This window comes from Vibrio sp. VPAP30, from assembly GCF_001188205.1.
Classification (GTDB): Bacteria; Pseudomonadota; Gammaproteobacteria; order Enterobacterales; family Vibrionaceae; genus Vibrio; species Vibrio bivalvicida.
This window is the reverse complement of the sequence record NZ_LBLS01000030.1, coordinates 43,350-69,161: the sequence shown is the minus strand read 5'-3', so window position 1 is coordinate 69,161 and position 25,812 is coordinate 43,350. Positions and strand designations below refer to the sequence as shown.

At 45.8% G+C, this 25,812-nt stretch carries 23 protein-coding genes; 13 read left to right on the top strand and 10 right to left on the bottom strand.

Annotated features, from left to right (window positions below; translation table 11 throughout):
• Positions 1-328: 328 nt before the first annotated feature.
• The 4 genes from ZX61_RS24105 (at position 329) to ZX61_RS13585 (ending at position 3,217) form a co-directional block, all read left to right on the top strand.
• Complete coding sequence (locus ZX61_RS24105) at positions 329-523, top strand: hypothetical protein (RefSeq protein WP_150115005.1); 195 nt, start codon at positions 329-331, stop codon at positions 521-523.
• A 426-nt stretch (positions 524-949) separates the two neighbouring features.
• Positions 950-1,684 (top strand): nicotinamide riboside transporter PnuC, encoded by a 735-nt coding sequence (gene pnuC / locus ZX61_RS13595; protein WP_004744170.1) that lies wholly within the window; start codon positions 950-952, stop codon positions 1,682-1,684.
• An 8-nt stretch (positions 1,685-1,692) separates the two neighbouring features.
• On the top strand, positions 1,693-2,421 hold the full coding sequence (locus tag ZX61_RS13590) for a nucleoside phosphorylase (protein ID WP_049845172.1): 729 nt from the start codon (positions 1,693-1,695) through the stop codon (positions 2,419-2,421).
• Between the two features lie 115 nt (positions 2,422-2,536).
• The gene (locus ZX61_RS13585; protein WP_004744172.1) at positions 2,537-3,217 is read left to right on the top strand and encodes a Crp/Fnr family transcriptional regulator; all 681 of its coding nucleotides are present in this window, start codon (positions 2,537-2,539) and stop codon (positions 3,215-3,217) included.
• A gap of 147 nt (positions 3,218-3,364) precedes the next feature.
• Here ZX61_RS13585 and ZX61_RS13580 read toward each other — a convergent pair whose 3' ends face one another.
• The 4 genes from ZX61_RS13580 to ZX61_RS13565 all read right to left on the bottom strand — a co-directional run bounded on the left by ZX61_RS13580 (position 3,365) and on the right by ZX61_RS13565 (position 7,776).
• Entirely contained in the window at positions 3,365-3,787 is a 423-nt protein-coding gene (locus tag ZX61_RS13580; RefSeq protein WP_049845171.1) for a RidA family protein, read from the bottom strand.
• A 215-nt stretch (positions 3,788-4,002) separates the two neighbouring features.
• Positions 4,003-5,127: a cyclopropane fatty acyl phospholipid synthase gene (gene cfa / locus ZX61_RS13575; protein WP_049845170.1), complete on the bottom strand. Its 1,125-nt coding sequence runs from the start codon at positions 5,125-5,127 to the stop codon at positions 4,003-4,005.
• A gap of 143 nt (positions 5,128-5,270) precedes the next feature.
• Positions 5,271-6,761, bottom strand: a complete 1,491-nt coding sequence (locus ZX61_RS13570; RefSeq protein ID WP_049845169.1) for an ABC transporter substrate-binding protein — start codon at positions 6,759-6,761, stop codon at positions 5,271-5,273.
• The gene (locus tag ZX61_RS13565) at positions 6,742-7,776 is read right to left on the bottom strand and encodes a Gfo/Idh/MocA family protein (RefSeq protein ID WP_049845168.1); all 1,035 of its coding nucleotides are present in this window, start codon (positions 7,774-7,776) and stop codon (positions 6,742-6,744) included. The genes ZX61_RS13570 and ZX61_RS13565 overlap by 20 nt, the downstream gene beginning before the upstream one ends.
• A gap of 378 nt (positions 7,777-8,154) precedes the next feature.
• On the opposite strand from ZX61_RS13565, the gene ZX61_RS13560 reads away from it, so the two are divergent.
• The 7 genes from ZX61_RS13560 to ZX61_RS13530 all read left to right on the top strand — a co-directional run bounded on the left by ZX61_RS13560 (position 8,155) and on the right by ZX61_RS13530 (position 16,647).
• Positions 8,155-9,348 (top strand): hypothetical protein, encoded by a 1,194-nt coding sequence (locus tag ZX61_RS13560; protein WP_049845167.1) that lies wholly within the window; start codon positions 8,155-8,157, stop codon positions 9,346-9,348.
• Positions 9,349-9,406: 58 nt separating this feature from the next.
• Entirely contained in the window at positions 9,407-10,081 is a 675-nt protein-coding gene (locus tag ZX61_RS13555) for a YopT-type cysteine protease domain-containing protein (RefSeq protein ID WP_049845166.1), read from the top strand.
• Positions 10,082-10,644: 563 nt separating this feature from the next.
• Positions 10,645-12,003 (top strand): TcdA/TcdB catalytic glycosyltransferase domain-containing protein, encoded by a 1,359-nt coding sequence (locus tag ZX61_RS13550; protein ID WP_049845165.1) that lies wholly within the window; start codon positions 10,645-10,647, stop codon positions 12,001-12,003.
• Between the two features lie 16 nt (positions 12,004-12,019).
• Entirely contained in the window at positions 12,020-12,487 is a 468-nt protein-coding gene (locus ZX61_RS13545) for a hypothetical protein (RefSeq protein ID WP_049845164.1), read from the top strand.
• A 116-nt stretch (positions 12,488-12,603) separates the two neighbouring features.
• Positions 12,604-13,179 carry a hypothetical protein gene (locus tag ZX61_RS13540; protein ID WP_049845163.1) on the top strand — a complete coding sequence of 192 codons (576 nt, stop codon included), beginning with the start codon at positions 12,604-12,606 and terminating at the stop codon, positions 13,177-13,179.
• Between the two features lie 115 nt (positions 13,180-13,294).
• The gene (locus tag ZX61_RS13535) at positions 13,295-14,536 is read left to right on the top strand and encodes an HlyD family secretion protein (RefSeq protein ID WP_049845162.1); all 1,242 of its coding nucleotides are present in this window, start codon (positions 13,295-13,297) and stop codon (positions 14,534-14,536) included.
• Between the two features lie 2 nt (positions 14,537-14,538).
• Complete coding sequence (locus tag ZX61_RS13530; RefSeq protein WP_049845161.1) at positions 14,539-16,647, top strand: peptidase domain-containing ABC transporter; 2,109 nt, start codon at positions 14,539-14,541, stop codon at positions 16,645-16,647.
• A gap of 64 nt (positions 16,648-16,711) precedes the next feature.
• Here the strand turns inward: ZX61_RS13530 and ZX61_RS13525 are convergent, their stop codons facing one another.
• The 4 genes from ZX61_RS13525 to ZX61_RS13510 form a co-directional block, all read right to left on the bottom strand.
• Positions 16,712-17,725 carry a FecCD family ABC transporter permease gene (locus ZX61_RS13525; protein ID WP_049845160.1) on the bottom strand — a complete coding sequence of 338 codons (1,014 nt, stop codon included), beginning with the start codon at positions 17,723-17,725 and terminating at the stop codon, positions 16,712-16,714.
• 4 nt (positions 17,726-17,729) lie between these two features.
• Entirely contained in the window at positions 17,730-18,671 is a 942-nt protein-coding gene (locus tag ZX61_RS13520) for an ABC transporter substrate-binding protein (protein WP_049845159.1), read from the bottom strand.
• A complete protein-coding gene (locus ZX61_RS13515; protein ID WP_049845158.1) occupies positions 18,668-19,558 on the bottom strand; it encodes an ABC transporter ATP-binding protein in 891 nt (296 codons plus the stop codon). The genes ZX61_RS13520 and ZX61_RS13515 overlap by 4 nt, the downstream gene beginning before the upstream one ends.
• A gap of 173 nt (positions 19,559-19,731) precedes the next feature.
• Positions 19,732-19,980: a DUF6482 family protein gene (locus ZX61_RS13510; RefSeq protein WP_049845157.1), complete on the bottom strand. Its 249-nt coding sequence runs from the start codon at positions 19,978-19,980 to the stop codon at positions 19,732-19,734.
• 288 nt (positions 19,981-20,268) lie between these two features.
• Between ZX61_RS13510 and ZX61_RS13505 the strand changes: the two genes are divergently transcribed.
• A complete protein-coding gene (locus tag ZX61_RS13505) occupies positions 20,269-21,546 on the top strand; it encodes a hypothetical protein (RefSeq protein WP_049845156.1) in 1,278 nt (425 codons plus the stop codon).
• Between the two features lie 58 nt (positions 21,547-21,604).
• On the opposite strand, the gene ZX61_RS13500 is transcribed toward ZX61_RS13505, so the two are convergent.
• Complete coding sequence (locus ZX61_RS13500; protein ID WP_049845155.1) at positions 21,605-22,564, bottom strand: LysR family transcriptional regulator; 960 nt, start codon at positions 22,562-22,564, stop codon at positions 21,605-21,607.
• An 89-nt stretch (positions 22,565-22,653) separates the two neighbouring features.
• On the opposite strand from ZX61_RS13500, the gene ZX61_RS13495 reads away from it, so the two are divergent.
• On the top strand, positions 22,654-23,310 hold the full coding sequence (locus tag ZX61_RS13495) for a CatB-related O-acetyltransferase (RefSeq protein ID WP_049845154.1): 657 nt from the start codon (positions 22,654-22,656) through the stop codon (positions 23,308-23,310).
• Between the two features lie 556 nt (positions 23,311-23,866).
• On the opposite strand, the gene ZX61_RS13490 is transcribed toward ZX61_RS13495, so the two are convergent.
• On the bottom strand, positions 23,867-25,753 hold the full coding sequence (locus ZX61_RS13490) for a bifunctional diguanylate cyclase/phosphodiesterase (RefSeq protein WP_049845153.1): 1,887 nt from the start codon (positions 25,751-25,753) through the stop codon (positions 23,867-23,869).
• Positions 25,754-25,812: the final 59 nt, after the last annotated feature.

The window sequence follows — 25,812 nt, the reverse complement described above, 5'->3', positions numbered from 1 at the left end:
TTCAACGGTGATAACGCGCAACCCGTTATCAAGCAGAACCGTTTGATAACGAGAATCTAGAGCGATATCGGTTTGGGTAAACCAAAGTGCTGATTCATTAGGCGCTGAGATTGTCGTAAAAGGAAGAGACGACAGAGAGAGTAAGACAAGAGTTTGCTTAAATTTTTGGTTCCACATAGGTTACTGCACTGGGTCTAAATGATGATTGAGATTAATCCTATAGGCAGCGTAAATGCCTGTCGAGAAATTAGTAACCTCACAAAATTAGATTTTATATTAGTAATATAAGCATTACGTCGATGAGTGCGCGTAGTAAACACGTGCCCTTATGAACTTTGGCGATGTAGCGGTTAGGCAAAGTACTGAAGTAACGATAACGTTTGATGATGGAGAGTCGGTTGATGTATTGGACCATTGCGCAGCCTATTCTTCTCGCTCCGGTTATGTGATTACGTCTCAACATGTGGTGATTGGACGGGCGATCGAGTTCCTAATCCATACGACGCCACCTTCAGCCAAATAGACGCTCACTTGTGAGTCGACACTGCGGTACAAGCCAACAGTCCAAGGCCATCAATCGAAAAGATGGCAGTTGTACTGCTATGACTCATCGTACTATGGAAGCTCCCGTTCATGTACACGAGACCTCCTAGTGAGGGGGAATGAACTTTAAAGGTTTTGTAGTACGACAGGTAATCCGTTAAAAACTAAGTTAGTGCAATCACTGACACAGAAGTGTCCAAAATTCTGTTGTGCTTTAAGCCCGGCCACTCATACTTCAATGTGACGGTGTAAACCCATATGCATTTCAGCGTTTTAATAGTTTGCTTCGGGTAGTTATTGTTCTGATTTATGATCGTGCACAATTGAAGGGGGACAAATGTCCTCCTGTTTGTTTTATTAGGCGCAATAGGATAGAAGCAACGAAAAAACAATAAAGGGCCTTTTGATGGACTTATTCACTCTACTTGATATCAATAACACGCTCGTCGAGATCCCAATTGGGGGTGGCTACGCCATGAGCTGGATTGAAGCCTTCGGTACTGTGTTTGGTTTGCTGTGTATATGGTTTGCAAGCCAAGAGAAAACGATCAACTACCTGTTTGGATTACTGAATGTAACCTTGTTTGCGGTAATATTTTTCCAAATTCAGTTATACGGACTATTGCTTCTTCAACTGTTTTTCTTTTGTGCCAACCTTTACGGTTGGTATGCGTGGACACGCCCTAACGAGCAAGGTGAAACCTTGGCAGTCCGTTGGTTGAGCCGAAATAAGTTAGTGGCAACTGCGGCGGCTTGTGCGATTTCAATTGCACTGTTAACACTGTACATCGACCCATTTTTCTTTGCGTTAGCCAATATTGCCGTTGATGGTCTTAATGTATTCGGGGCGGGTCTCGCAGAACCCGTCCTCGAACCTGATGCATTTCCATTCTGGGACGCGACAATGACAGTGCTGTCCGTGGTTGCTCAAATACTGATGACACGTAAGTATGTTGAAAACTGGATACTGTGGATTGTGATCAACATTATCAGTGTGGGTATCTATGCGACTCAGGGCGTTTATGCCATGTCCGTTCAATACGCTATCTTGATGTTTATTGCCGCAAACGGCACCCGTGAGTGGGCTCGCACTGCGAAACGAAATAGCGCTACCCCCTTGACTCACGCGACGGCTTCTTAGGAGTTAAGATGGTAAAGCAACCTCATATTGGCGTAGATGAAACGCAAATTGCGCCTCTGGTTATTGTTTGTGGCGAGCCTGATAGAGCCAATCGCATTGCGCGTTTGCTCACTGATGCTGAGCTCGTCTCCGACAATCGAGAGTATCGCGTCTTCACGGGGACGTATAAAGATCGAGCGGTTTCCGTCTGTAGTACAGGCATCGGTGCTCCCTCAATGATCATTGCGATCGAAGAGCTAAAGCTTTGTGGGGTAACTCATATTGTAAGAGTTGGCTCTGCAGGTGCGATGCAAACGCACATTGGGCTTGGTGAATTGATTGTCGCGGAAGCGGCGGTTCGAGATGAGGGCGGATCTGCCGCTTACGTGAAACCGTCGTTTCCAGCTTACGCTAGTTTCTCTCTGCTTAAAGAGCTCGAACAATTCTTACAGCAGCATCCCATTCCATATCATATGGGCGCCGTGCGTTCTCACGATAGTTTCTATACTGATGATGAGCAGGCGATTTGTCGATACTGGAACAGCAAAGGCGTATTGGGAGCAGACATGGAGACATCTGCGCTGTTTACAGTCGGACGCTTAAGAGGGCTTCACGTTGCGTCTATCCTCAATAATGTTGTCTTGTACGAACAAGATGTAAAAGAGGGGGTTGGGCAATATGTTGATGAGGCGGACGTCATGATGAGCGGCGAACGACTTGCATCATTCGCTGCGTTAGAAGCCTTAATGACTCAATAACAGTGAGAATCACCTTGTAAAAAAGCGATGGAAGACCATCGCTTTTTTATTGAGCTCAATCCGCTACAATCGTGAGTAACTTCGACAGCAGGCCAAGCATTCAGAGACCGTCACTATGAAAATCGCCCCGTACCCAAGCGGACGTTTTAAGGACTATCTAAGACAAAAGCGTTCCGAGTTTAAAGATCTCATCTATCAACACCAAGTCAGCTCTCGGTATTTTGATATCAATGATGAGATCCTGAAGCAAGGGGAGCAACTGCAGCACCTCTATGTGGTCCCCGCAGGGCGAGTGTCAATGAGTATTTCGGCGGCGAATGGGCGACGCTTTCAGTTGGGGGAAGTGCGTTGTGACTATCATATTTTTGGAGAGATGGAGTTTTTCACCCAAACCGCTTGTCAATGGAACGTGGTGGCGGATGAACACATGCAGGTTGATGTCATTTGCATTCAAAACCTTGCCGAGGCGTTGCATAAGAAACCAGAGATGATGTTCTTTTTTGCGTCCGCTTTGGCCGAAGATTACCAAGATTCTATGGGCATTTATACCCACCGCCTTTTACACTCGATTACCTACAATATTGCGTACGACTTGTTGGTGCAAAGTCAAACCAACACCGGGTTAGGGGGGTTCGATAAAGTGAATCAAGAAGCAGAACGTTTTGGTACATCAAGCCGAGTGTATCGAAGAGCGGTCAATGATCTACTCGACAAAGGTTTTATCCAAAAAGGGCCTAGAGGGTTGGAGGTGACCGATCTGCGAGCCCTTCAAGCGTTTATTGACGCGTATGATTGATAGCAATCAGAGGTGTCCTGTTTGAAGTACCTGAACGTTGGCAACGGACGTCATGCCTCGCACCACTTCCCTTCAATGACAGCCTTTAAGTCAAATCAGTGAGCCAGCGAGATCATACCTCTGGCCAATGAAACTGGATATCAAAGGTCATTGGCCAGAGGCCACGCTGGAGCACGGCGACGTGATTACTCGATGTAAGCCGATCGCTTCGACTTCGACTAACGCCTCCTTTGGTAGACCAGACGTTTCAACACAAGAGCGTGCTGGTGCGTTCTCGGTGCCAAATATTTCCGTGTACACTTCATTGAACGCAACAAAGTTCTCCATGCTAGAGAGGAAGCAAGTGGTCTTGATCACGGTGTCTAGTGAGCCCCCACCTTGCTCTAAGACGGTTTTCAGGTTTTCCAATGACATTCGAGCTTGCGCTTTAATTCCACCTTCAACTAATGCCATCGTTGTCGCCTCAAGCGGCAGTTGACCAGACGTAAAGATAAGGTTTTCAAATGCCATGCCTTGAGAGTATGGGCCGATCGCTGGGGGAGCGAGTTCGGTCTGGATGATTGTCTTCATTTCTCTTTTTCGGTTGTAGGATGTTGGTGGGTTTACACGCGCAATTGCGTTCAGAAATAGCGTGGTGCATCAGACCAAATCGCCCAGATAACCATGGTGTCGCTTGCGGCAATCATACCGATCGTGCTCGAGCGGGGGACCAATGCTGTCTGTCGTGTAAGCTTCAAAGTCAAGCTCGCCGCCTCAAATTCGCTGCCGTTTGTGTGAGTGAACCCTCATGTTGAACGCGTGGTGCTAGGTTGAGGATGTCCCGAGTGGGTAAAAAAACATTGCCAAACTTGGAGGGCACGAGCGCGGAACAACCCCGCACAGGTAAGGAGATAAAACTGCCAAACCCGTTTCTGCTGACGTTCTTGTGCAGAGGCTTCTTGGGGCCAATACGACTCAATCTGCTGCCACCAAGCGATGAGCGTCGGATCATAGTGTGGCCCGATGTTGTGCAGGTCTTCAAGGACCAAACCACTTTGCTCAAAGGCCACCGCTAACTGCGAGAGTGCAGGGATGTAACCGTTAGGAAAAATGTACTTATGTATCCAAGGGTCCGTATCACCGGTTTGGTTGTTGCCAATGGTATGTATCAGAGCAAGACCGTCCTCTCTGAGACGTTCTTTAATGATATTGAAGTAGTGAGAGTAATTAGCCGGTCCTACGTGCTCGAGCATCCCTACTGAGACGACACGGTCGAACTGTTGGATCCCAGGAATATCACGGTAATCGGATAGGACGAAATCAATGGGCAGGTGATTAAGGTTTTTTCGCGTCCATTGATATTGAGCTTGAGACAAAGTCACGCCGAGTCCCGTTACCCCGTAGTGTTCCGTAGCGTAACGCAATAATCCGCCCCAACCGCATCCAATATCCAACACCGTCATGTTTGGTTCTAAATCCAGTTTGCGGCAAATCAGGTCCAGTTTCTTCACTTGGGCGTCTTGGAGTGTGGTGGCGTCTTGCCAATAGGCGCATGAGTAGATCATCAAGGGGTCGAGCAATTGTTTATAAAAGGGACCGGCTAAGTCGTAATGAAACTGGATATCTTGTTGACTGCGTTTGACACTCTGTCGCTTTGCCAGCAGCGATGTCAACTTTCGCCAGAGCGGTGAGGAGTGGGCGCAAAGGTAGGGATAAAGTTCGCTTTTGGCGATCCGGCAAGTGAGCTCATCGAGGGCATCGCAATCCCACTGGTTGTGAACAAATGCTTCGCCTAAAGTGAGTGAATTCAATGATTTTAGCGAGTGAAGTAACGTTTTGTCATTGAGTTTGATGTCCCACTCGTTGGGGCCATCGATATTGACACCTGCGTTGTCCAGTAGTTGTTGGATTCTATCGCTGGGCACGAGCATTTGGCTTCTCCAGTTCAGATAAACGTATACGCTATCTCATAGATAAGCCGCAGAAGAGTCACTGTATTAATGAATATTAATGTTTGTTGCTTTGCAAAGGTCGGAGTGTTGATAAGTACTTAGTGCATCATGAGAAGCGGGCTCTACCCTCGAATGTCCTTTGGCCAAAGGGTATTGAGCTCACACCAACCGTATCCATTAATTTGGCAGCCTTGTAAGCGTTCAGACAGTTCAAGTACAAAAGGCTCTTGTTTGAGGATTGTGATCACACCTTGTTCACATAACCCGTCAATCAAGCGCGATAGCAAAACTTGTGAGCGTGAAAAATCCGACTCTTGGCGTATGGCCCGGAGGTGATGATGGAGTTGCGATAGTGTCTCGGTCGACAGCATTGAACAACGGAAAGGGTATCGCATTAAGAAAATGAGCCAGGCACTGTACGGATCATTTTCTTCAATAATACTGCACACCGTTGAACAAGGCGTCGCTCGATAGTGTCCATAAGGTATCGTGATGATAGGATCGTTAGGGGCTGCAATCTGCTGGCCTAATTGCTTCGATTCGGTGGTGTCTTCCACCACCAAATGCGGGTCGGTTGTAGTTTGAGACCCTGATTGGATAAGCATGAACGTAGCGCAGTCAGGCAGCGCATGTTTGATGGTTGTTTCGGGCAGTTGCATGCGTATCTGGTTATGCGCACAGGCCTTTTGGGGTGCCCATTCGGGGTAAAACCAGAGCTCTATACGATCTAAAATTGATACCTGATAGGTGTATGAGGTGTTTCGGCGCAATCGAAGCATATTGGATGAAAATACATCAAGGGAGAATGCCCCAGAGCCAGTGAATGCGCCGGAAGAATAGACTCTAAACACGGAGGTTTCCGCACGGGCTAATAGCCGGGGTAAGTGCCAATCCGTTTGGTTTAATGTGATCTGAACGGTGCTGTCTGTGGGGGCACTGATCGACGCAATGTGCTGATAGCTGCTAGACCAAGCGTCACTGTTCACAAGCGCCTCAAGACAGCGAACTACATCACTGGCTGAGAGGTTTCGACCATCATGAAATTGTACCTCGTGTCGCAGTTGAAAATACCATTGTGTCCCACTTGTATTTGCTTGCCAGTGAAAGGCTAAATCCCCAATAAGCTCACCATCAACGACGCGTGTAAGGCGTTGGTAGATTTGGGTCACTAAGAAACGCTCTGTTCGACGTAAGACTCGGTGAGGATGTAAGGGCTCTATGCGACGGTGAAAGGGGATCAAGACCACGCGTTTAAGACGGCGATGAGTTTCATTCAGGAATACCTGAAGCTCATGTCCGGCTTGTCGACCCCCAAAGCTGAGAGTATTAAACAATGTTTCAATTTGGCCCAGCTCTGCTAGAGGCTGGGCAAGTTGATGGCATGCTTCGATGGGTTCGATTAGGCAGGTTAACGCCGCCTTTTTATGGCGCCCAGAGCTTGCTTGCCACGAGATCCAGTTCGACGCCTCGAACGATTTGAGTAAAGTGAAGACGTAGCGATCACTCACTTGCCACAGAGAAGCCAGTTGTGAGATCTGACAGAGCGACTCTCCTGGGCCGAAAGTTCGAAACAATTGTTCGTATAACTCGAGTCTACGTTTGAGGTTTTTCATGCTTGTTTTCTTGCTCATTGCATCGCGTTAGATGGGCAAAACCTGCGTGGGTTAGTGCTCGTTCTACGGTGGTCAAGACCTGCTCTGTTATACGCTGCGGGATAAGTTCAGAGTCTAGTTTTGATTGTAAGACTAACTCAGAGAAGTGATCGATTTCAAACTCAAACCCATTGCCCTCTGGTGGAGAGAACAGTGACGTTACCTTACCGAGCCGGTGGATCTCAATATGGGTTGGATTCCACCATTTTTCGGCAATAACCACGGTAAAGTCCTCACCACATAAGGTGGCTGAACGAGGGAGGTCTTCAACGATCGATGTGTGGATCGTTCCTTGAATACCACCTTGAAGTTGAAATTGAGATCGCGTATCGACCTGACATTCATTGAGCTCTGCGACGGCAGTGAAGAGTGGCTCGGCTGGTTCAACTCCCAAACAATCGCAGAGATCAAAATACAACCAAAGACCGTAAACCCCAACATCTAAAGTTGCTCCGCCTGCAAGCGCAGAGTTAAAGATAAATAGGTCGGGATCATAGTTGTGGTGGTTACCAAACGCGACATCAATCTTAGTCACTTGGAGCGCGTGCTCCTTTAGGTAGCGTTTAAGCTCAAGATAGGCAGGGAATGTGACGGTTTTCATGGCTTCCAACAGTAACAGCCCTTGCGCATGAGCGAGTGTTTTCATCGCCAGCCAGTCTGCCAAGTTGGTAAACGCGGGCTTCTCAACCAACACATGCTTTCCATGGCGAAGAAACAGCTCAGTCAGCGCTCGATGGTAGGGGTGTACCGTAGCAATATAGATGGCATCGACATCGGGATCTTCGGCCAATTCTTGGTAAGAACCGTAGCCTTTCTGAGCGCCGAATGTTGTGCAAAAAGTGTCGGCTCGGTCGATGCTACGAGCTGCAATGGCGTAGAGCTCGCCATGGTCACAGTGTTGGGTCAAGGCGACCGCGAATCGCTGCGCAATATTGCCCAATCCAGCGATCCCCCATCTGACGTTTGATGTATTCATGATTTTCTCCTCCATATGCCAAACAGAATACAAAGTTTCCTTGACTCGAAATAGCGTACAAACCGTGTGACTTGTTCAGGGTTAGTGCATGAGAAAGCAAGCAATTGCATTGGCCTAAATCCTGATGACATAAGACTGAAATGACACTTTTTGAAATCATTCGTGAAGGTACAATCACGTTCAGTGACTCTAATATTGCTCATTGATAGTTTTGTAGGTTGATGGTGTCAATCATCAGAGACGCGCTCTATCTCGACCTTTGCAACCCTACGACTGCGTCGCAGACGAAACATTGCGATTGTCTGGGAAGAATTTTATTTGGCATCGAATCCTCATCGGAACCTATCTGTCGATAGGAGATAGTTACTAGGAGCTTTTATGGGTGGACACCAAATCAAGAAGAGTGTCGTGGATGCGTTTCTTGAAGTAAAAAGAGACGTCAAAGATCTCTTGTATGGCAATACACGAAATAATGCGTTTGGTCCGCAAGCTAAACTGTTAGACGAAGCTCGGCATTCCGTCGTATTTGCATTAGCAAATACAGAGATCGAGCAGGCTTTGTCCTTTGATTCAGGATTAGTGGGCAACTACATAGGTAATTTGACGCCGCTGGATGACATTAAAAATGGATGTCTCAGCCTCATCGGGAAGACCAAGGCGGGGTCAAAAGCAATGCAAGCTGTTGGTCGAGTTGGCAAAAAAGTCTCTGCCTTCCTGGATAAGATTAAAGATAAGTTGGCTCATTTTTTTCGTGGAATGATCGATAGGCTGCGTAAGCAGTACCCTGGGTTTGTTACCGCGACTTGGGCGGCTGAGCTGGGTGTTTGGCTTGCTGCGGAATTCGCCGATAATATTACCACGGCAGTTTCAGGGTGGAGCTATGTACAAAATGCAGCGGATATGTACGAAGGAGTCAAAACCGCAACGTACAAAGCGAAAGATTTTATGACGCAAATGTACAAAGGTGTTGGTGTGGAGTTGCTTAATGGGCACCCTGCCTGTATCTCGAAGGCTTTGGCCAGGCATTCACTTGCAGGACTCGCGGGAGGGGTCGCTAAAGCCAGTATTGCTGGTGGTAAGATGGCCGCCGAAACTTCGACCTTAGGCAGTGGCGTGGGGGTCTTAGTGAGCGTTCTGTCGGGCTTATTAGAGCGAGTTATTGGGCTGGTTGATAAAGTGGTTCAGTCCCATCAAGTCAATAAGATCTTGAAGCAAGCGCAAGAGGTATGGTCAAAGCAAAATGCCGGAGAAAGTAGCATCTTGAGTGACAATAAATCGTTTGCACAGTGGTTTCAAAACTCGGTGATTTATACGCCAGTTATTGCGGCGATCGTCATGGGTTCGGGGTTGGTCAATCATCCAAACCTCTTCCTCAAGCTACTCGACAAAAATGGGATGCTGGTGTCGCAAAATACATTTGATCGGGGCACTCATTATATTAATGAATTGAGTAAGCAATCGGGCGCTTACATCAGAGAATACTCGGAGGCTTATGGGGTGAAGATATCGAGCAGCGATGCGTTCTTAGAGTCGCAGTATCGCTCTCTACGTGATAACACTCGTAAGTATTAACCCTCTCAGTGTTGAGACCAATGTTGCTTAATTGGCCTTGTGATAAGACGGTAAAGGTATGAACCAAAACAAGAAAGCAATGCTCGAAAAGGCGTTGTATTTGTATAAGATAGAATTCGTTAAAGCAGCGGAGAAAAGCCGAGCTCAAATCAACTACCTTGGCCAGCATTCCCTCTTATGGGGTACCATGGGAGCCAATGGGATCAGCCCGGCTTTTTGGTTTGGTGTTTGCGCAGGGCTAGCCATTGAATGGACCAAGTACCGTGTTGCGGGCAATAACTGGGTAGGCACGCTAGACAGTGCCCGCACTGAGGCATTCATTACTCCGGAAAAAGAACGTAAAATCATTGCGAGTCTAAAAGCGGACATAGAACGCTCGCATCGACTGCAAGACCAACTGACGCTTGCTCTAACTGGTACCTGTAAACCAACAGGAAGAATCGATACGAGTCGTTACCCATTTAGCAATGCATACGCTAACCTGAAAGAGGACCACTATTACTACGTGTCGAGTGGTTCGCATGCGACTGCAATGTACGTAAGAAAACGAGGGAAAATTGACTTTTATGATCCCAACATTGGTGAAGCGCTTGGGATGACGAAAGCCGCTCTGCAACAGTATTCGCGAGCAGCCGTTGACTGTTCATGCCAAGTCTCGAACATGTCGAGGCTTGACGCAGAAAAGAAGCAGCTAACAATCACAGAATTTCAGCCTGTTGTTCGCAGCCACTAGCGTCAAGTGCTGAAGCTTTGTCATGGCTTTCGCATCACAACGCTTATACTGCCTTATTCCCTAAATACTCGCGGGTACTCACCGTGCCTGGAAGAAACCACGGCCCGGAGTGAATGATTCTATTCACTCCGAATGTGCTTGTAGCAATTGATTGCCTGAAGGCTCAGTCGACTTTACCCTCGATCCCCACCCGTTTCCGTCATTCATTGGGCCCCCCTTTAACGCTCATCAACCGCCAATCATAATACTTTCGCATTAGATATGATGGCGTTTACTGGTTTAGACGTCTCTGCGAAGGACCCATTTCCGCATGGTCCCTGACCGTTCTCTACAGGCTGAGGCTAATGATTGTTTAGTCAAAAAAAGACTTATTAGAACTTGAATCTTCATGACAAACCAATGCATATATAAATAAGTAATAAACTATAAACAGTACAATCAATATATTTCATAGTATTTATTGGGCTAATCACACAATGGCAATATATTTAATGTGGTTATTGTTGATTTGTACAATTTGAGGCAGTTTATAAATCGTTGTAAACAAGAAGAACAATAGAGTTATGAACATCTACAATAATATTTCTTTTAATAAAATTGTTAATTCAATAGACGATTATGCAGATGTTGATAACGAAAGTAAAATTATTGAAATTATTGATTCCATAAATGAAAAGCAAACAATAATAAAGAGTGAGATAACTGAAGTAGAACGTATATTCTTTATTTGGATTGGAACATTAAATTCCCGTGCATTAGAGTATATTGAAATTTGGCAAGATTGCTTCAAAGATAGATATCAAATCAACATATATGTTGATGGTCATTTTCTACTGTTTAACCATCTAAAGAAAATATTTAATGCTTGTTATTGCATTAATGATACAACGCCCGCAGACGTGATTGTTGAATATCAAAACCAGTTTTATCAAAAAATCGATACTCTTGTTTCTATAGGGCAATCATTTGATGAAGCCCTTATCCATATTGCCAGTACGATTGGTATTGATTTAAATCCTGCGCTAAAACTGGCGAGGCTTAAAATCGAGGCATTAAGAAAAATTGTTAACATTATTGATATAAGAGCATTTGATGACATCTTCTATGACGAGCGTCTTAGACGTATGTACTTTAATGAGTTAACGCTTAGACACAACGCAGCGTGTGCTTCGGATATATTGAGATTAAGTCTGCTCTACAGAGATGGTGGAATGTATGTTGATGTTGATACTTTACCATCTCATCAGGCGGTGTATAGAGGGCTCACTCTACGTCATGGGGCGGGAAACGAAAACATCGTCGATGTTTTGAAATCTGAATACCTATTACGAGAGATTCGAAAGCTCAAGCAACGCTCCGCGAAACGAAATGTGTGCGTCGCTAAAATTGAAGAACAAGTGGGGAACGACGAATTTATTGACGCTCTAAAAAATCAAGCTGTAAAGCGGGTCGAAGCGCTGTTTTCTCAGCCCCCTGTGTGCGTGCATCGCGACATCATGAAAATTGCGACGATCAATCGATACTATGAGGTGAACAATAATGTTCTGATCGCGCACAAGGGCAGCCGAACCACCCGTATAGTGTTGCGTGAAATGAGCCGTCGATATAAATACCTTGAGAGTAACAATCTGCTCTTTTCCACCGAATCGACAAAGAAGAACGTTGATGGGTATCTTGCTCGATTAGACAGATATCGGTTTGACTCAATCACTCACAGTCAAGGGACAGACGTAACTCTCATACTGACAGGGCCATGCTTGATACATGAAGTGCTAATAGGTCTGCTTTATGAGGTGTGCCACTTACCGAAGTCGATATCGCCGTTTTCAGTATCATATCTGTTTCGCATCGAACGCTCTTTTTTGGGGTTTCATCATCAAGTTAATTATACACCAGAACATATGAGGTCATCATGGATGTAAAAAAGCATTAATCCCATTGGTTATTGTTTTAGGGGCGTTAGCAATATATCAGTATGGGGAAGGTTACTATAAACCAGGCAATATTAGTGGACTAAACGAGAATTTACAAGGTCAGTGGGACTGCCAATTCTATAGAGGGGCGAGCGGCGGTAAGGCTAACATTAAAATAAATTTTGAAGATGATATAAATTACACATCAAAGTTTTCGATAACCGTTTATGGAAATAATAATTCAGGAAATCAAATTTACATCTTGGATGAATATGGAAAATATAGTCTAGACAAAGATGAATTGATCTTGAATCAGAGTGGGTGTGAGTTTGAAAAAGTAAGTTCTAATAAAAATGACGCCGTTTACCAGGCTTTACTTTCTCGTTGTGAAGAGCCGACGGTAGATAAATTTAAAATACTAGATTTTACAGACTCACAGCTTTCAATGACTCAGAATTTTACTGAAAAATATCAGTGTAGAAAAATAAACTGACGCTTAAGTTAATGAATGAGTTTTTCAATATCGGCAGGATTAAATATGATCGCTGTTGTTCTTATGCGATCTTTTAATTCAATTTAAAATGTAAATCATACTATAAGAGTATAACTATGAAAAAAGTAGAATGCAGTAAAATTACGGTATTAGCCCCAAGCGATACCCAGCATGTGGTTGGTGGCATGAGCATTTCTGACGCAGCGAACACCGCTATTGGTGGTGATAAAGGCTGTGGATCCGGTGCTCGCGATGCACGAGACGGCAATATGGGGACTCATATGAATCATTCAGGTGGCTGCGGTTCGGAAGCGGGTAAAAACCGAGGCGGCGGTGGTCGTGGAGGTAGCAGCCGCGTTATTTGTACTCACTTCTATCGTAAAGGAATGCTTGATGCTGAAGTTTGGCGCGCAGACCTTCAGTACACGCAGAACCATCTGTCAGAGACCACCGTACGTGGCTACCATTACTGGGCAATTCCGTACGTAGAGTTGATGCGCAAAAGTCCTCTCGCTGAAAAAATCATGTACCCAATCGCCAAGTATCGAGCGATCGAATTGGCTTACCAAATGAAGATTGTGGAAAAAGGCTCCCTGCGTGGTAAAGCTGTACGTTTAGTCGTGGAGCCTGCTTGTTTCCTCATCGGCTGTGTGTGTAAACAAAAAGATTGGCAAGCACTTTGGCAGAAATAGTGATTTCTGGGCATAGCCACTGGAAACGCTAAGATCAGGTGAAGATTTTAATTCTTCATCCATTTCGGTAAGGGAAGGACGACGATGGTCTTTCCCTTTTTTAAAAGAGACGCGAATGATCTTTCGAAAAGAAGCAATTGAGGCTAAGAAAAATCGCCTCACTGGAAAAATCATTATTCATCAACGGCTGTCGAGCTACCCTTTACATCTGCTTATCTTCGTTACGTTTCTGGCTGTCATTGTTTACCTTTCTCAGTGCAGTTACTCTCGAAAAGAAACCGTGAAAGGGTACTTATTACCCTCCAAAGGTGTTATCAAGGTTGTGTCTGGTCGAAAAGGGGTCTTAGTTCGTTTACTCGTTCAGGAAGGCAGCAACGTAGTCAGTAACCAACCCATTGCTAAGATCAGAGACAGTCAGGGGATGACCGGAGGGGTCGACGTTTCCATGGCACTGAAAAATGAGCTGCAACAGCAACGTCAAGCGCTTGAGTCAGAGTTGAGTATTCAAACTGCAATCTTTGACAAAGAAGAACGTCGTATCGACACGCAATTGACGCAAAGAAACCGGAGTCTCAACGCGATTAGAAAAGCAAAGGCCACGAGTTTGCTGCGCTTAGAGCTCAAAGAACAGCAATACGAAAAGAATAAAAGCCTTCACCACAAAGGCTACCTATCGTCGACAGAACTGGCGGTAGTTCATGAGGAGTACCTAGAAGCATTGGAGTCGTATGATAGACTGGAAAAGGAGTTGGCATCGGTACTGGTCGAGATTGACGCGCTTAAGTCCGCTAAAATCTTGCTTCCGGAACAAAGGTTTCTAAAGAAGACGACCATACAAAGAGAAATTTCCCAGCTAGAGACCCAACTGATCGAGCTCGACAACGATTACGAGTTTATTATTACCGCTCCAGAGTCTGGCATGGTCACCGCGATTCAGCCCTCTGTGGGATCTTATCTTACCACCGACACCATTATACTAAGTATCATTCCTCAAAACTCGCCGTTGGAAATGGAGCTACTATTGCCTACGCGCTCCGCAGGTTTCGTCCAACTGGGTGACGAAGTCAGGATTCGGTTCGACGCATTTCCTTATCAGAAGTTCGGATTGGTTAAAGGGCAGGTCACGAATATTGATCAAGCGTTAGTGCTGCCTAGCGATAAAGTGTTTCCGATTAAAACTACGGAAGCGATGTATCGTGTGAGAGCAACATTAGCGACTCAAGCGATAGGGGCGTATGGAAAACAGTTCCCACTTAAAGTCGGTATGATCGCTGAAGCCGATATTATCCAAGAAAAACGTAGCCTACTTGAATGGCTGTTGGACCCGATCTATGCAATCAAAGGAAAGCTCGGATAGTCATGCTTAATCTACCCAAATCTGCTGTTAAATCGCTTAACCCCACGGAACTACTGTCGTTCTCATCTCTCAAATCGGTTCCCCTAATTACTCAGTCAGAAATGTCTGAATGTGGACTGGCCTGTTTAGCGATGATCTGCTCGTACTACGGGTTCAAGGTGGATATCGCGTCGTTGAGAAAGCACACTTTGTCGGCGACGCAAGGAATGAGCTTGAAAGACATTATGGACATTGGAAGCGAGCTGCAGCTCTCTTCACGTGCCGTAAAGTGTGATTTAGAAGATCTTCGCCACCTTTCTACTCCCTGTATACTTCACTGGGATTTGGATCATTTCGTTGTTTTGACCAAGGTGACCAGAAACGCTGTGATTGTCAATGATCCAGCTGTAGGAAAGCGAAAACTGGGTCTCGAAGAAGTAAGCAAGAGCTTCACTGGTGTAGCGTTAGAGCTTACTCCGAGTGCAAGCTTCAAGAAGAAAGATAGTCAGGTGACGATGAAAATCTCTCAATTGTGGGAGAGGATAGAGGGATTCAAGCGAGCATTGGTATCGCTTGTTTGTTTGTCTGTGGTGATGCAATTTGCCGCGCTGATTTCCCCGTATTATATGCAGTGGGTCATTGATTCGGTGCTGCTAAGCAATGACCAACCGTTGCTCCTAGTGTTGGCGATTGGCTTTATGTTGCTGTTGTTTGTTCAGGTGTCTGTCAGTACGTTAAGAAGCTGGTTTATTCTCAAATTTAATAGCATGATGAGCATACAGATGGGCGCCAATTTATTTCATCATCTCTTGCGGTTGCCTATTAGTTACTTTGAACGACGCCATATTGGCGATATCGTTTCTCGCTTTGGTTCCATCGCTTCTATTCGAAATATGCTCACAACTGGGTTGGTTGAGTCGCTTATTGACGGCCTGATGGCCGTCGTTGTTGTCGTCATGATGTTTCTTTACAACGCGAAACTCGCGGCCATCGTGATTGCGGTTGTAGCGACGTCTTATGCGGTACAGCTTGCTTTCTACTACCCGAACCGTCGGTTAACTGCGGAACTGATCCTCGTGTCAGCAAAAGAAGATTCTAATTTCTTAGAAACGTTGCGAGCCATGCAAACGATCAAGTTGTTTAGCAATGAAACAAACCGGCAAAACATGTGGCTGAACCGGTTTGCTGAAGTCGTTAACGCGGAGATAAAGTTAGGCCGTATTCAAATCGCTGAGTCCCATGTGAACAAGTTGTTGTTTGGTGTTGAAAACATTCTCGTCGTCTATTTTGGCGCTCTAGCTGTAATGGAAGCTCAGTTGACCGTCGGGATGTTAATCGCTTTTATCGCATACAAGACGCAATTTACTACCAGTATGACGAACTTCATTGATAAGTTGTTTTCATTTAAATTGCTTGAACTGCATTTAGAAAGATTATCGGATATTGTGTTTGAAGCGCGTGAAATCGTGCCTTCCTCAGCGGTCTTACCGAAGCAGTTATCCGGTCACATTTGCTTTGACAATGTCAGCTTCCGATATGCAGACAATTTAGATTGGGTGTTACATAAGGTGTCGTTTGAGGTGATGCCTGGTGAAAGCGTGGCATTAGTCGGTCCTTCAGGCTCAGGAAAAACAACGATTATGAAGCTATTGTTGGGGATCTTGACTGTCGATGAAGGGAGCATATATGTTGATGGGGTGAAGATTAGCGATGTTGCCTTGCCTGACTATCGCGGCCGATTTGGTAGTGTCATGCAAGACGACGCCCTGTTTTCTGGAACTCTATGCGAAAACATTACCATGTTTGAGTCTGATTATGATTTTGAACGTCTAGAACAGAGCTGCTTACAAGCCAACATACTGGATGACATTAAGAAACTACCGCTGGGCTTTCATTCTTTAGTTGGCGACATGGGAAATAGCTTCTCTGGGGGGCAATTGCAACGGATCTTCCTTGCTCGCGCCTTATATAAACAGCCACAAGTACTGTGTTTAGATGAAGCAACGAGTCACTTAGACGCAGACAATGAACATCAAATTAACTTTAACATACGCCAGATGAATATGACTCGATTGATCATTGCTCACCGAAAAGAGACGATTGCAACAGCCGACCGCGTGATCAGATTGTAACCGCATCTGTGTCCTTGGGTGAGTGCTAACCTAGGCCAAAGAGTAGGCTTAGGTTAGCTTCAGGTTATCGTGAGCTCTTCGCTAGTAAGAAAAACACAAACAAACCGCCAACCGATGTGGTCACAATACCCAGAGGCAGCTCTTGAGGCGTTAAAATAATCCGAGCGATTAAATCACTGCCGAGGAGAATGAGGCTCCCGAGTAATGCAGATAGGAGAATTAGCTTTTTGTGCAGTGCGCCCGTCAGTGTCCTTGCAATATGCGGCACCATAAGGCCAATAAAGCCAATGATACCAGTCAAGGAAACAAAAATCGCCGTGCTGAAGGCGCAAATGACAAAAGTTAGATTTCTCAACTTAATAGGGTCGACTCCAAGCGTGTAGGCGGTCTGTTCTCCTGCAAGTAGAGCATCAAAATTGCGGTGATGATAGAGGGCATAGCCAAACACGGCAATAAATCCGAGGAATGCCAACCATAGGTTATCCCACCGAGCAAGACCTAAGCCCCCTAATGACCAAAACAATACCGAGTGAGCGGCTCGTTGATCTCCAGAAAAAATCAAATAATTGGTTAACGCGGTAAAGATAAAAGAGACGGCCAGTCCAGCAAGAATAAGTTTCTCTGGTCCTGAATCGGACATTTGCCTCACCAGTGCAATGACAAGTGCGGATGCGGTCATTCCGCCAATAAAAGCCGCAGCAGGCAGTGTCCAGATACCCAGTAAGTTGCTGCCAATGGTGATTACCGCTACCGCGCCAGCTGCGGCCCCCGCGCTTAAACCGAATAAAAAGGGGTCTGCCAAATCATTGCGTGTCGTGGTTTGCAGCAAAACACCGACGATACCAAGACCTGCGCCTACCATCATTGCCAACAGGGCCCGAGGAAGACGTAAGTCAATGACGATGCTATAGACTGGGCCGAGGTGATTTTCTCCTTGGTAGAACCACAGAAGAAATGCATCGCCCACGGCGCGAAGCGGAATTGTTGTCGAGCCCTGGAGCACAGACAGCGCGGTTAACGCTATCAACGCACACAGTCCAACAATGATGCCACTTTGCATTCGCGTTGTACTGGTCATTAGTCTAAAAACGCTCAGGGTGGATAGCTTTAGCAAGTTTCGCTATCACATCGATATTTGCAGGGCCTGGTGTGAGCTCTGCGTACCTTAGAGCAATGTAGCGCTCGTTCTTGACGGCATCTGTCTGTTTCATAGCGGGATGCTGTTTTAAAAAGTCCATCAATTTGGTCACGCCATTACCATCTTGATAATCTAACAGTAGCAAGAATTGGGGGTTTTTCATTGCGACGTTCTCCCATGCTGTGCGTCCCCAACTGGTTTGCATATCGGCCATGATATTGCGACCACCAGCGGCTTCTATCATTGGTGTTATGATGGCGTACTTCCCGGCTGTAAAGGGTTTTTCCTCCCCCGAGTCGTACAGGAACACCCGTGTTTTCGGCGCACCGTGAACCTTTAGCTGGACATCATTCAGTTGTGACTTCCACCGCTTCACCAGGGAAGCCGCCTGTGTTTGCTTATTAAAAATCTTACCTAGACGCATGACATCGTCAAATAGGAGATCCATGGTGACTTGTGATTTTTGTTTGTCTAAGTGAACACAACTCTCACTGAGGACCAAGGTGTCGATGTTTTTTTTTGCTAGCGTCTCTGGGGTGACCTCTCCACCGGGCTTCATGCCGTAATACCATCCTGCGAAGAAAAGGTCTGGTTCGGCTGCAAGCAAGTTTTCCATCGTTGGGTATTTGGGCGCGAGCTCCGGAATATCTCCTCGCATTTTTTCAAACTCGGGACCTGTTTTATACCAACCAGTGATGCCCGTTAAACCTACAATGCGGTCTTGTAAGTCCAGAGCGAAGGCCATTTCCGCCATATTAATGTCATGGACCACCATACGCTTAGGCGGTGTTTCGAACGTAATCGAATTGCCACAGTTTTCCACTGTAACGCTTGCGTAGGAGGTGACGGATGCAAAAAGAAATCCGAAAAGCAGTATTTTTTTCATATAGTTTCCGTTGATTGAACGTTTCTAAGTAATGGGATATCGAGACAGAGTAGCGAGCGGTGTTCTCGTGGGTGTCGAAAATGATGCAATTCGACGCCAAAGACACTGTCGACTAATGAAGACGTGAGTACGGTCTGTGGCGGTCCAAAAGCGCGAAGTCGCGCACTTTCAAGCACCAATAGTTGGTCGCACATTTGTGCCGCAAGTGATAGCTCGTGCAACACGGTGACGGTGGTGAGTCCCAAATTCACAATGCATGAGAGAACCTCACCTTTTGCTTTTGGGTCTAAATGATTGGTTGGCTCATCAAGTAGAAGTACCTCAGGTTCTTGACATAAACTTCTTGCGATATGCGCTTTCTGCCGTTCGCCACCAGAAAGTCGATGCATGGCTTTGTTCGATAACTGTTGCAGGTTCATGGTTGTTAGTGCTTGTTCAACACTCGTGTTGATGGCTTCTAACGAGCGATGGCTTTCATAAGGAAGGGCGCCAAGCCGTACATAATCTCTTACCGATAATCTTGGATCTGGTGTTTCATGTTGATTCACGACGGCTATTTTTGTCGCGCGCTGCCTAAGTGACAATTGACGGAGTGGGATCGCGTCATAGTGTACTTCGCCAAACGTTGGACTCAAGATACCAGCAAGTAATCTGAGTAGAGTACTTTTCCCTGAACCGTTTGGGCCGATGACGGCCAAGTTTTCACCTTTCATTAGCTCAAACGTGGCACTATCGATAATTGGCGGAGAATCACCTCGGTGGTAGCCAAGTCCTTGTACTTGAATCTTTGGCGGAACAATCACCTTGGCGTTGTCATTACCAGCTGCGATGCAATATTCGATTGACTCCTCATCAGCGTGCGGAGTAGTGGTTGAAAAATGAGTCATAGCTCATTATATCCATAATTCTATCATGATGGTTATGTTATAACATAACATTTATGGGTTTGGGAGGGATAAAATGGGTGCACCAATCATTCATGAACGAGGTCGCAAGACAAGCGCCACCTTCGTTAGAGGGTGGGCAGCCTTACATTTGCGCTACTTTGATAATACGGGACTTATGACCAGTCGAGTCGAGTGGCAGTAACTTCCTGATTAACACTCTCTCCACACATTTCGTCGTATGTGTTGTGCTCGATCAGCGTAATGGATGCATAATTGTTGTGCGCCAAATGAGCGCGTGCTTGCGATAGGTTTTGGTATTTGATAAATGCGTCAGTGTTAGAGCGCAGAATTCGTCGTTCGTCTCCACGGATTTCTACCGCTAGATAACATCCGCCCTCAATTAGTTCCAATTCTAAGTCCATTGCGCTGCTCCTGAATTCAAAAAGATTGTGTTTCGTTATTACGTCTTTTGGGGCAATTAAGACCAACGCTGGCCTAAAAAATGGAATTGATGACATAGGAAGTCAAAGGGTCGACGACGCGGAAGTGTCTATGAGTGACAGGCTCCAGACAGTTCACCAGAGACGTTCATCTTACATCTTTCCATTTATTCCTATTGTCACCATAAAATGGTCTTAAATGCCTATCACGTGCGCATCGATATTTCGTTACCATGGGGTAGATTCAGAAATTAGCCCCTCTAGTGTTACATGCAGTCAATTCCCGTAAACTTTCTCGATAAAGTTAAATTTGAAATCAATAAGCGCAATCATCCTCAATACTTCATTCAATTTTGGCAATGGGAAGGTCAATTAGACAGCCTACGTTTGCAACAGGCCCTTGATAAGGTGTATCAGCAACTTCCAAAACTCTGCCATCGATTAATGGACGAAGAGGCGAGTTATCGTTATGTACCATGTCAGTACGACAATACGTTTGTTGTTAGACAGGCGCGTAAATCGGCGATTGAAACCCTAAAGGCTGTGCTCGGTGCCGAGCTGGATCTGATCGTTGGTCAATCAGCCAATGCGCCTGTGATAATGCTTAAGATTGATACACCGGATGGGGCGGGTACCTTACTGTGCCTTCTGTTTAATCATGTATTTTGCGATGGGCCATCGGGCTACCTCATTAAAGAACTTTTGGTGTCGAATTATAATGGAATGCAGAGCGACTTACCTTCAGTCATAAAGAGCATTTCAGATGAAGAGTTCATTGGCCAACAAGTGAACGACCGTGAGTTGTTCAACAAGCAATTGGAGGATTACCAATCGCAGTCGAGAGCGTATTTATCGGATGCGAATTCAGTGCATTTGTTCTATCGCGAAGGGGACTCAAACACGGTCAATTTTGACTATTTTGAGATCGACACTGACCACATTGTTCGAACGCCAGGGATCTCACTAAATAGCCTGGTCTCGACGGCAATTGCAAAATCGATACTTGCGCTTAAGGCCTCGACCCTTAAGGGCAGCATCTCAGTTTCAGTTACTGCTAATGTACGCCAGGAAGAGAGTAAACTGCTGGGAAATTACGTTAGCGCTATCCCCGTGAAACTCGACGATTCAGATATGCGTTTGATGAGCCAGGCTTTTCAGAAACAAATTGATCGGGTGACGATGGCACCTCAGCGCGTGTTACTGTCATATGCCAGCTTTGCCCGTGGTTTTGCTCAAGCTTCGCCCCAACAATTGATGGAGGGGTTTCGTCTAATAAGCACCAAATCTAACTGCTATATTTCAAATTTTGGTCACTATAATCGTAACGATAACGAGGCGCTGGCATTTAGTGGTACTCAGCTGGTTAAAGCGGGGGGATTTAACTTCCCACTTCAGGGGCACTATGGCTTGATATTGACATTGGTGCCCTATGGCGACAGAGTCGGGCTTGGCATTGCAGCGTCTGATTCAGTCTTAAATGCCAATGACCTCGAACAGTTTAAAGCCCTGGTTAGGCAGCAGCTTTCTTCATTACAAGTGGCTGTGTGAGACAAACGATATAACGCTATTCGCATCGAGAGATTATCAAAGTCCAACCATTGGTTTGTTATGAAAGGCGCTCTCTACTTGGGGCGTCTTTCTTCTTTTGCGCTTGCGGCAAAATGTGCTCAAGGGAATTACGAAAAAACTCCACGAACAAACGTGTACGTTTTGGTAAATGCTGGCGTTTTGGGTAGAGGATATACAAGGGTAAGATCGCGCTCGTTTGCCATTCCGGAAGGAGCTGTACAACCTGTTGCCGCTCAGTCTGCGGCAACTTTGACAGTGCAAACTCATCCAACATCGCCACGCCACACCCCTTAACCATAGCATCAACCATTGATGAGACTAAGTTTACGCTAAACCCACCAGTAAGTTTGATGTCGGCCTTTTCATTGCCAGTAGCATGGTGAAACGTCCAGTGATCTAACGTTAGGTCAGTGTTTTTGTACAGGATATGGGTAAGTGTGTGCAGTTCGTTGGGGTGCGTTATTTGACCATGTTGTTTCACGTACTGCTGATGGGCATACGGCTTGCAATCAAGTGAGCTAAGGCGATGCCCAACGTACCCCTCCGGTGGAGTGTCCGTCAGAAAAAACGCCACATCGAAGCCCGCTTCGATGAGGTCAAACGGCGTTTCGGTGAAAATGACTTCGATCTTGATGTCTGGGTAAGTTCGATAAAACTCGACCAAGGGTTCCGTTAAGAGCAGTGACCCAAACGACGCTGAGGCGGCGACACGCAGTTTCCCAGCAGCGTTTTCACTGAGGCACAGCTTTTCGTTGATCACTTCCGCGCTTTCAAGCAAGTGTTTCGCCTGCTTATAGAACTCCACTCCATCGTAAGTCAGGTTGAACTGCCGAGTGGTTCGATGAATAAGTTGGACTGACAGCAGCGCCTCTAATTGCCTTAATTGTCTACTCACGTGCGCATTGGAGCAACTCAGTCTCCTTGCTGCGCCAGCAATGCTTTTTTCTTCACAAAGTGCAACGTAAATGGGGAGGTAGGGAAGCCATTTTATTTCCATATGGTAATTCTGAGTTTTTAATTTCACACTACAGGAAATAATAGGGGTTATTTACACTCTCGGCAACAAGCAGCAGAGAGAGCATGGCAATGAGGAATTTTCAAAATTGGCTAGAGAGCCAGAATCTAAAAGAACACGTAAAGAATCCGAATATCGAGGTCGGTGACTTTAGCTACTATTCCGGTTTTTACCATTCAAAATCTTTTGAAGATCAGGCCGTACGGTACTTGTTAGGTGATGCTTCTACTCAAGACGAATGGCACAGTGGCCAATTTGGTGAGGTTGATCGCTTACACATTGGTAAATTTTGCTCAATCGCCTCTGGTGCAACGTTTATGATGGCGGGAAATCAAGGTCATCGATTAGACTGGGTATCAACATTTCCATTTTCAGAAGACGTGTTTGGACAAGACGTCAAAAACGGTTTTCTAAGAGCTGGGGATACTGTTGTTGGCAATGATGTTTGGATTGGCAGTGAAGCGATGATTATGCCCGGCGTCAAAATTGGCGATGGCGCTGTGATAGGGGCGAGAGCCGTGATTTCAAAAAGCGTAGATGCCTATACCGTTGTTGTGGGTAACAATACTGTTATCAAACAGCGGTTTGATGAGGAAACAGTAACGCTATTGTTGGAGCTCAGATGGTGGGATTGGCCTTTAGAGCATATCCAAGGCGCAATGAAGTGGCTGTGTAGCGGACGTATTGACGAACTTGAACGTTACTATTTAGAAAAGGTTTTAAGGTGAGTATATGTACGGGCCACGCCGAAAACGTTAATCATTCCAACGTTGTTGGTAACAGGGTTTCGGTCGCGGCTGAGTTCTTTCTCGCCGCTAAAACCGAGCACACCAGTTTGTCGTTGCTAGTGGCAACACTTGTGGGAGGTGGATGCTTTCACCTCGTGTTTTAGGTAGAGGAGCTTTGTAATAGACTGCCGTGCTTACCTTTGACGATGAAGTGACAGGTGACGTACATGTCTTTGTGACACGCACTTGGGATGTGCGCTCCACTCTGCTCCTCAACCGCTAAAAGGTCTGACCGCTACTCTACACCGTGCGGGGTTGGGAGAATCAGAGTCTCCCAGGTAGAACGTGATTTAATAGGTTAAACAGACGCTGAAATGACCGGTTACCGCTCAAACCTTTGGGTTTATTGCTTCTAAGAAGCCACTCAATCAGTTTATAAGTTAGGTGTGGAAAAATGAGGACCGGCTCATTTTCAAGACGTTATGCAAGGTTTTCGCTTAGAGATCTTGGTGACAAGTGGTTATTGTTGGCGAATGCACATAACGTTTGACGCTGACTAAAGTTTACTTATCATTTGTTGCGTAAACTCGTCAGCAGGAACGGCTTTACCATACAAAAAGCCTTGAGCGTAGTTACATTCTTCGGTTCGAATGAAGTCTTCTTGATACCGCTCTTCTACCCCCTCTGCTATCACCATCATATTGAGTTTGTGTGCCATTGCGATGATGGCTCTTGTAAGCTCTCGGTTGTGTTGGTTGTGCTCTAACTGATTGATGAAGCTGCGATCAATTTTTAGCGTATCGAAAGCGTATTTTTGTAGATAACTGAGTGAAGAGTACCCTGTACCAAAGTCATCAAGAGAAATGCTGACGCCGAATTGACGCAACTGCGCGAGGACATTTTGCGCATACTCTTCATCTTGAAGCAGAATACCTTCTGTTAGCTCCAATTCAACGCACTTCGCTGGCAGTTGGTAAAGATCAATAATGTCTTGTAAGTGTTGTACAAAGTGTTGTTCTTGGAATTGGATTGGTGAGATGTTGATGGCCACTTTAAACGAGTGCGTGGATGTGCGATGCCATTCTGCAGCTTGCTTCAGCGCCTGATGCAAAACGAAGTAGCCGATTTCTATTATTTGGCCGTTACTTTCCGCTAGAGGAATAAAACGGTCTGGCGAGACTTGCCCCAGCGTGGGATTACTCCATCGTAACAGCGCTTCAGCACCAATGATTTTCCCTCCTTGTTTGAGACAGATGATCGGCTGGAAATGGACTTCGAGTTCGTTGTTCTGCAGCGCCTTAGAAAGATGTGATTCCAGTCGTAAGCGCTCTTCGGCGGCTTTTTGTGCAGCAAAGTTAAAGTAGGCGACCTGCAAACCTTCGTTTTTACCTTCACTCATTGCTGAGCAGGCTCGCTGAATGAGGCTGAACGAGTCTGTTGCATCTAATGGGGCCACTGCGATACCTAAGTTACATTGCAAATTGATACTCATACCATTGACGCTAAAAGGTTGGGTGCACGCATTGGTAATGCGTTCTATGGCTTGTTCTTGAAGTTCGGGTGTACGCAGGTGCTGGGCGGCCAGAACGAAATCAGAGCCAACAATTCTGGCCAGTTTCCACTTTTTGGGCAGTTTGTGGCAGATCCGTTGGCTCAGTGACGACAAAATCTGATCACCGAACATGTAACCATAGCTTGCGTTAACAAACTTAAAGTTTCTCAAACTGAAATAAATCAGGGTAATTTGTTCATCGTCTTCTAGAGAAGCCATCTGTTTAGCGAGGTCGTCCGCCAGTGTAATTCGATTGGGGAGTTTAGTGAGCGGGTCGTAGTGAAGGTGAAAATCCAAGTGGTTTTCCGCAGCGGTACGTTGCTCAATTTCTTTGAGTAAACGGCTGCTGAGATCGGCAAGTGTCTTGGTTCTCTCCGCGACTTTGTTTTCTAACTCCTGATTGAATTGGGCAAGTTCTTCTTTACGGTATAGGGTTTCGAGTTGACCTTCGATAGCTGTTTGAAAGCGAGCAAGCAGCGACATTGCATCTTCATCAAAGTAGCGTTCCTGGCTGTCGAGCATGCAGATAGTCCCGAAGGGGGTATCATTTGGCCAAAACACAGGCAGTCCGCAGTAACAAATCATACCCAGCTTAATGTCTGGATTATGATCCCATTCAGGATCGTTGAGCGCATTGGGGACGTTCAACATGCGACGCTCGCGAATCACGGTTTCGCAATACAGACCATGCCCAAGTGAGTCTTTTGCATTTGGTGCGTAGGGGTTGTTTTCGCTTCGACTGCTAGAAAACACCTCAATGTCATTTTTATGAATACGCATGACTAGCGAAGCGGGGCATTGTGTCATTTTGGCAACCAAATCAACAACTTCTTGCCAACTCTGGAGTACAGAATGGGGAACGACTAATTGAGCGGTATCTATGTCTGCCATGACGCATATCCCTTGTTTAATTGTGAAAGTGTTCTTTCAGTAATAAGGTGAATTGCTTT